Raw genomic sequence first — 6,013 nt, forward strand, 5'->3', positions numbered from 1 at the left:
GATCGCGCCGTCCGGAGTGAGCCGGAGGGGCGGGTCAGCAGCGGCCGGGGCGGGAGCACGCTCGCGCCCTCGCCGTCGGCTGCGGCGTCCCTCCGGCGGGCGGACAAGCAACAGCGGAACACTGCTCAGGAGGCGAAGGACATGGGGAACGGGGCTCTTGGCGGCGCGGTGATCGCGGTCGCCGGTGCGGGTGGACCCGCGGGGCGGGCGACGCTGCTGCGGCTGGCCGAGGCGGGCGCGACCGTCGTCGGCGCGGACAACGACCCGGAGCGGCTGGCGGAGGCCGTGGACGCCGCCCGGTACGCCTCCGGCGGCGCCACCGTCACCGGCGAGCCGGTCGATCTGCTGGATCTGGAGTCGACCCGGGAATGGGCCGCGCACATCGAGAAGGACTTCGGCCGCGTCGACGGCCTGGTCCACCTGGTCGGCGGCTGGCGCGGCAGCGAGACCTTCGTCAAGACCAGCCTGGACGACTGGGACTTCCTCGAACTGCTGCTCATCCGCACGGTGCAGCACACCTCCCTGGCCTTCTACGACGCGCTCCAGCGCAGTGACCGCGGGCGGTACCTGCTGATCAGCGCGGCCGGCGCCTCCAAGCCGACCGCGGGCAACGCCTCGTACGCCGCCGCGAAGGCCGCCGCCGAGGCGTGGACGCTGGCGCTGGCCGACGCCTTCCGCAAGGCCGCGGGCGCCGGGGGCCCGACGTCGGCGGCTGCGATCCTGGTGGTGAAGGCGTTGGTGCACGACGCGATGCGCGCCGAGCGCCCCAACGCGAAGTTCGCGGGCTTCACGGACGTCAAGGACCTGGCCGAGGCCATCGTCGACGTCTGGAGCAAGCCCGCCGCGGAAGTGAACGGAAAGCGTCTGTGGCTGACCGAGCAGCCGTGAACCCCCGGAAGACCGACGCGCGCCGCCGGCACGACCCGGAGGTCCGCGGTTTCGCCAGTGACAACTACGCCGGCGCCCACCCCGAGGTGCTCGCCGCCCTGGCCCTGGCCAACGGCGGGCACCAGGTGGCGTACGGCGAGGACGTCTACACCGACAACCTCCAGGGGATCATCCGCAGCCATTTCGGCGCCACCGCCGAGGCGTTCCCGGTCTTCAACGGCACCGGTGCCAACGTCGTCGCGCTCCAGGCGGTCACCGACCGCTGGGGCGCGGTGATCTGCGCCGAGAGCGCGCACATCAACGTCGACGAGGGCGGCGCCCCCGAGCGGATGGGCGGCCTGAAGCTGCTCACCGTGCCCACGCCCGACGGCAAGCTCACGCCCGAGCTGATCGACCGGCAGGCGTACGGCTGGGAGGACGAGCACCGCGCCATGCCGCAGGTCGTCTCGATCACCCAGAGCACCGAACTCGGCACCCTCTACACGCCGCAGGAGATCCGCGCGATCTGCGAGCACGCCCACGCCCGCGGCATGCGGGTGCACCTGGACGGTTCCCGGATCGCCAACGCCGCGGCCAGTCTGGATGTGCCGTTGCGGACCTTCACCAACGCGGTCGGCGTCGACATCCTCTCCCTGGGCGGCACGAAGAACGGCGCGCTGTTCGGTGAGGCGGTCGTCGTCATCGAGCAGGACGCGGTGCGGCGGATGAAGCACCTGCGCAAGATGTCGATGCAGCTGGCGTCCAAGATGCGTTTCGTGTCGGTGCAGTTGGAGGCACTGTTCGCCAAGGACCTGTGGCTGCGCAACGCCCGCCACGCCAACGAGATGGCCCAGCGCCTGGCCGAGGGCGTGCGCGCGGTGCACGGCGTGGAGGTCCTTCATCCCGTGCAGGCCAACGGCGTCTTCGCCAGGCTCCCGCACGACGTGGCCGAGCGCCTGCAGCAGCGGTTCCGCTTCTACTTCTGGGACGAGGCGGCCGGCGTGGTGCGCTGGATGTGCGCGTTCGACACCACCGAGGAGGACGTGGACGCGTTCCTGGCGGCCCTCAAGGAGGAGATGGCGCACTAGCGCGCATGGATGCATAGATATGCGGTCACCTGAAAAGTCATTGACTCTCGGGTGATCGCATTCCTATGCTCTGCGGGCATGGAGCTGATCCAGAACACCCCTGACCTCTCCGCATATCTCGCCGCTGACGAGGTCATCGACCACCATCGTCCAGTGGTGCGGAACACGGCCGCACGGCTCGCCGGAGGCGTCGAGGATTCGTATGCCTATGCGCGGGCCGCCTACGAGTTCGTACGCGACGGCGTCCCGCACTCCGGCGACAGCGGCGATCCACGCGTCACCTGGCGCGCCTCCGACGTCCTGGAACAGCGCACCGGCATCTGCTACGCCAAGGCGCACGCCCTGGCCGCCCTGCTGCGGGCCGAGGACATCCCCACCGCGCTGTGCTACCAACGGCTGCGGCACGACGACGGCAGCGGGTACGCCGTCCACGGCCTGGTCGCCGTCCGCTTCCACGGCGCCTGGCACCGGCAGGACCCGCGCGGCAACAAGCCGGGCGTGGACGCCCGGTTCTCCCTGGAGGGTGAGCGTCTGGCCTGGGTCCCCGACCCGGAGTGCAGCGAGGTGGACTATCCGGTTCTGTATGCTGAACCGCACCCTGCTGTGCTCGGCGCGCTCCGAACCGCGCCGGACCGGCGCTCGCTGTGGCGGAACCTCCCCACCGAACTCTGAGGCAAGGCGGACCAGGAACCATGACCCTCACGCTGACCGTGTCCGACGAGGTGCGCGCCCTCGCACCCGGCTTCACCCACGTCGCGATCGAGGCGCACGGCCTGGTCAACGGCCCGAGCACGGAGGCCGGCGCGGCCCTCCTGGACGACGCGGCCCGGCGCCTGGCCGCGCGCCTGGACGGACGCCCGCCGCACGAGGACCCGCACATGGCCGCCTGGCGCGCCGTCTACACGGCGTTCGGCTCCAAGCCGTCACGCACCCGCAACTCCGCGGAGGCGCTGGCGAAGAGGGCCCTGTCCGAGGCCGGACTGCCCCGCATCAACCTGCTCGTCGACCTCTACAACGCCGTCAGCGTCGCCCACCTGATCCCCGTCGGCGGCGAGGACATCGACCGCGTCGAGGGCGGCATGCGCCTCGTGCGGGCCACGGGCGACGAGGACTTCGTGACCATGTCGGGCGGCGAGGAGGCCGTCGAGCACCCGGACGCGGGGGAGGTGGTGTGGCGCGACGACGCGGGAGTGACCTGCCGCCGCTGGAACTGGCGCCAGGGCCCGCGCACCCGGCTGACCGGGACCACCACCTCGGCGATCTTCCTCCTGGAGAGCCTGCCCCCGGTGCCGGTCGCCGACGTCGAGGCGGCGGCGCACGAACTCGCCGAACTGCTGGAGAAGTTCAGCCCGGGCGCGCGGATCGAGGTGCGCGCGCCGCGGGCCGCGGGCTGAACCGGCGTGCCTCAGCGCGACTCCGACTCCCGCACCTGCTCCGGGGTCGGGGCCGTGCCGCCCAGATGGGCCGGCATCCACCAGGTGTCGTCGGCGTCCTTGGGGCGCACCGGGTAGGCGCGCTGGGCGGCCTCCAGCAGCTCCTGGACCCGTTCGCGCAGGCGGCGGGTGATCGCCCCGGCGTACTGGTCGCGCGGGGCCTCCACCGGCTCGCCCACCCGGATCGTGATCGGGGTGTGGCTGCGCTTGAAGTTGCGCGGGTGGCCCTTGGTCCACAGCCGCTGGGTGCCCCACAGGGCCATCGGGATCAGCGGCACGCCCGCGTCCTGGGCGAGGCGGGCGGCTCCCGACTTGAAGCTCTTGAGTGTGAACGACTGCGAGATCGTGGCCTCGGGGAAGACCCCCACCACCTCACCGGACCGCAGCGAGTTCAGCGCGTGCTCGTAGGCCGCCTCGCCCTGCTTGCGGTCCACCGGGATGTGCCTCATCCCGCGCATCAGCGGGCCGGAGATCCGGTGGCGGAAGACGGACTCCTTGGCCATGAAGCGGACGAGGCGCTTCTGCGGGAGTGCCGCCAGTCCGTCGAAGATGAAGTCGAGGTAGCTGATGTGATTGCTCACCAGGACAGCGCCGCCCGAACGCGGGATGTTCTCCGACCCCTTGCAGTCGATCTTCAGGTCCCACGCCTTGAACAGGGTGAGCGCGAGGCCGATGACGGGACGGTAGACAAGCTCTGCCATGGACGGGGTGAGCCCTTCCTTCTCTGCCGGGCAGGGGATGTCCCGGCGGAAAGTTACGCTGCCGTAGGTTTACGGCCTGTGGCAGATCGTGCCCGAAGAACGGCCCGGGGGCCAGCCTAAGTGCCGGGGCGCGGCGAGATCCTCGTCACGCCCGCCCCAGTGGTCCACCTCGCGGTCCTTCCGGTCCTTCCCGCCCCCACGCGCGCACCGTCACCCGCGGCAGCGGGCGGCGGTACCTCGGACGCCGGCTCCGCCCGGTGCGCAGGACAGGACGACGGCAGACGGGAATGTCCGCGGTCTCGTGGACGCTTGTGCATTTCGTGACCGGTCCGGTGGTGTGCCTGCCGGACCGATGGTGTGCGTGGCGGTGCTCGCGGCGGTGAGCGGCTGCGGAGTGCCGCGTCGGCGGCGGAGCGGGAGGGTGCGTGTGCGAGGGCGCGACGACGGCAGGCGGCTGGGCCCCGCCGAACTGGGTGAGCGGCTCGGGGAGCGCGCCACCCTGGTGCAGTTCTCCAGCGCCTTCTGCGCGCCCTGCCGGGCCACCCGGCGGATCCTCGGCCAGGTGGCCGGGCTGGTCCCGGGCGTCACCCACGTCGAGATCGACGCCGAGGCCCATCTCGGCCTCGTCCGCGACCTCGGCATCCTCAAGACGCCGACCGTGCTGGTCCTCGACGCCGACGGCCGCGTCGTCCGGCGCGCCACCGGCCTGCCCCGCAAGGCCGACGTCATCGCCGCGCTGGGCGAGGCGGTCTGACGGGAGCGGCCGTGTGGTGAGGCTCCCACATGACGGGACGTACTTGACTGCGCGCACCACCTATCGTCAGTCTGACTGTATGCCGTCAGAACTGCTTCTCCACGGGCGGGTCCACGTCGACCTCGTCCGCACCGCGAGCGCGCGCTGTCCGGGCTGTTGAGCAGCCACGGACCCCGACGGCACTTACCGCAGAAGGACAGCCCCTTGACGGCCATACCCGATCTCACCGCCCCCCAGCTCGCCTCTCCCGAACTGCTGCGCTCCGCCTTCCGGCGGCACGCGGCCGGAGTGGCGGTGATCACCGCACGCGGTGCCGCGGGCCCGGTCGGCTTCACCGCGACCTCCCTCACCTCCGTCTCCGCGGAGCCCCCGCTGCTGTCCTTCGGCGTCAGCACCGGCGGCTCGAGCTGGCCGGCGATCTCCCGGACCGAACATCTCGGGGTCCACGTACTCGGCGAGCACCAGCAGGAGCTCGCGGCCACCTTCGCCCGCAGCGGAGCCGACCGCTTCGGTCCGTCCACCGCCTGGCGCGACGGGCCCGAGGGCGTCCCGGTCCTCGACGACGTCCTCGCCTGGCTGGTGTGCCGGGTCGTCGCGCGGGTGCCCGCGGGTGACCACCGCATCGTCGTGGCCGAGGTCGTCCTGGGTGATCCCACCGGCCCCGGACGGCCGCTCCTCTACCACCAGGGGCGCTTCAGCGGCCTGCGCGACTGACCGGCCGCTCACTCGTCTCGCAAGGCTCCGCGGTTCCGATTACGCTGCGTTGCACAGGTCACAGTTCAAAGCGCTTGCTTAGCGGGAACCATCTGGGTGTACTGGCGAGTAATATTTCGCTCGGAGCGCGGATCGCCCCGATCGGGATCGGCCGCTTGTGGCGCCTATGCTGCCTTGCAAGCAGGCAGCACTGAAAAGACGATGCAGTAGGAGAGCCGGCGTGAGCTTGAGGATCGTTGTCACTGTGAAGTACGTGCCCGACGCCACTGGCGACCGGCACTTCGCCGATGACCTGACCGTCGACCGGGACGACGTGGACGGTCTGCTCTCCGAGCTGGACGAGTACGCGGTCGAGCAGGCGCTGCAGATCAAGGAGAATGCGGACGATGATGTCGAGGTCACCGTTCTGACGGTGGGTCCGGAGGACGCCAGGGACGCGCTGCGCAAGGCGCTGTC

At 71.4% G+C, this 6,013-nt stretch carries 7 protein-coding genes and 1 pseudogene; 7 read left to right on the top strand and 1 reads right to left on the bottom strand.

Features of this window, described 5'->3' with window-relative positions:
• Positions 1-141: 141 nt before the first annotated feature.
• The 4 genes from VKA29_RS10505 (at position 142) to VKA29_RS10520 (ending at position 3,349) form a co-directional block, all read left to right on the top strand.
• The gene (locus VKA29_RS10505; protein ID WP_324785058.1) at positions 142-888 is read left to right on the top strand and encodes an SDR family oxidoreductase; all 747 of its coding nucleotides are present in this window, start codon (positions 142-144) and stop codon (positions 886-888) included.
• Positions 885-1,955 carry a low specificity L-threonine aldolase gene (locus VKA29_RS10510; RefSeq protein WP_324785074.1) on the top strand — a complete coding sequence of 357 codons (1,071 nt, stop codon included), beginning with the start codon at positions 885-887 and terminating at the stop codon, positions 1,953-1,955. Before VKA29_RS10505 ends, VKA29_RS10510 begins: the two co-directional genes overlap by 4 nt.
• A gap of 78 nt (positions 1,956-2,033) precedes the next feature.
• Complete coding sequence (locus tag VKA29_RS10515) at positions 2,034-2,627, top strand: transglutaminase family protein (protein ID WP_324785059.1); 594 nt, start codon at positions 2,034-2,036, stop codon at positions 2,625-2,627.
• A 20-nt stretch (positions 2,628-2,647) separates the two neighbouring features.
• Complete coding sequence (locus VKA29_RS10520) at positions 2,648-3,349, top strand: B3/4 domain-containing protein (protein ID WP_324785060.1); 702 nt, start codon at positions 2,648-2,650, stop codon at positions 3,347-3,349.
• 11 nt (positions 3,350-3,360) lie between these two features.
• Here VKA29_RS10520 and VKA29_RS10525 read toward each other — a convergent pair whose 3' ends face one another.
• Complete coding sequence (locus VKA29_RS10525) at positions 3,361-4,089, bottom strand: lysophospholipid acyltransferase family protein (protein WP_324785062.1); 729 nt, start codon at positions 4,087-4,089, stop codon at positions 3,361-3,363.
• Between the two features lie 352 nt (positions 4,090-4,441).
• Here VKA29_RS10525 and VKA29_RS10530 point away from each other — a divergent pair, with 352 nt between their 5' ends.
• The 3 genes and pseudogenes from VKA29_RS10530 to VKA29_RS10540 all read left to right on the top strand — a co-directional run.
• Positions 4,442-4,843, top strand: a complete 402-nt coding sequence (locus VKA29_RS10530; RefSeq protein WP_324785075.1) for a thioredoxin family protein — start codon at positions 4,442-4,444, stop codon at positions 4,841-4,843.
• A gap of 204 nt (positions 4,844-5,047) precedes the next feature.
• Positions 5,048-5,557: a flavin reductase family protein gene (locus VKA29_RS10535; protein WP_324785063.1), complete on the top strand. Its 510-nt coding sequence runs from the start codon at positions 5,048-5,050 to the stop codon at positions 5,555-5,557.
• Between the two features lie 220 nt (positions 5,558-5,777).
• Positions 5,778-6,013 (top strand): annotated as a pseudogene (locus VKA29_RS10540) (electron transfer flavoprotein subunit beta); the annotation flags it as partial.

Source organism: Streptomyces sp. H51 (genome assembly GCF_035656535.1).
GTDB lineage: Bacteria > Actinomycetota > Actinomycetes > Streptomycetales > Streptomycetaceae > Streptomyces.

What these genes read in the sequence shown, in the direction of transcription:
- VKA29_RS10525 (WP_324785062.1), bottom strand. Translation starts at nt 4,089, where the DNA reads ATGGCAGAGCTTGTCTACCGTCCCGTCATCGGCCTCGCGCTCACCCTG.
- VKA29_RS10515 (WP_324785059.1), top strand. Translation starts at nt 2,034, where the DNA reads ATGGAGCTGATCCAGAACACCCCTGACCTCTCCGCATATCTCGCCGCT.
- VKA29_RS10505 (WP_324785058.1), top strand. Translation starts at nt 142, where the DNA reads ATGGGGAACGGGGCTCTTGGCGGCGCGGTGATCGCGGTCGCCGGTGCG.
- VKA29_RS10520 (WP_324785060.1), top strand. Translation starts at nt 2,648, where the DNA reads ATGACCCTCACGCTGACCGTGTCCGACGAGGTGCGCGCCCTCGCACCC.
- VKA29_RS10530 (WP_324785075.1), top strand. Translation starts at nt 4,442, where the DNA reads ATGGTGTGCGTGGCGGTGCTCGCGGCGGTGAGCGGCTGCGGAGTGCCG.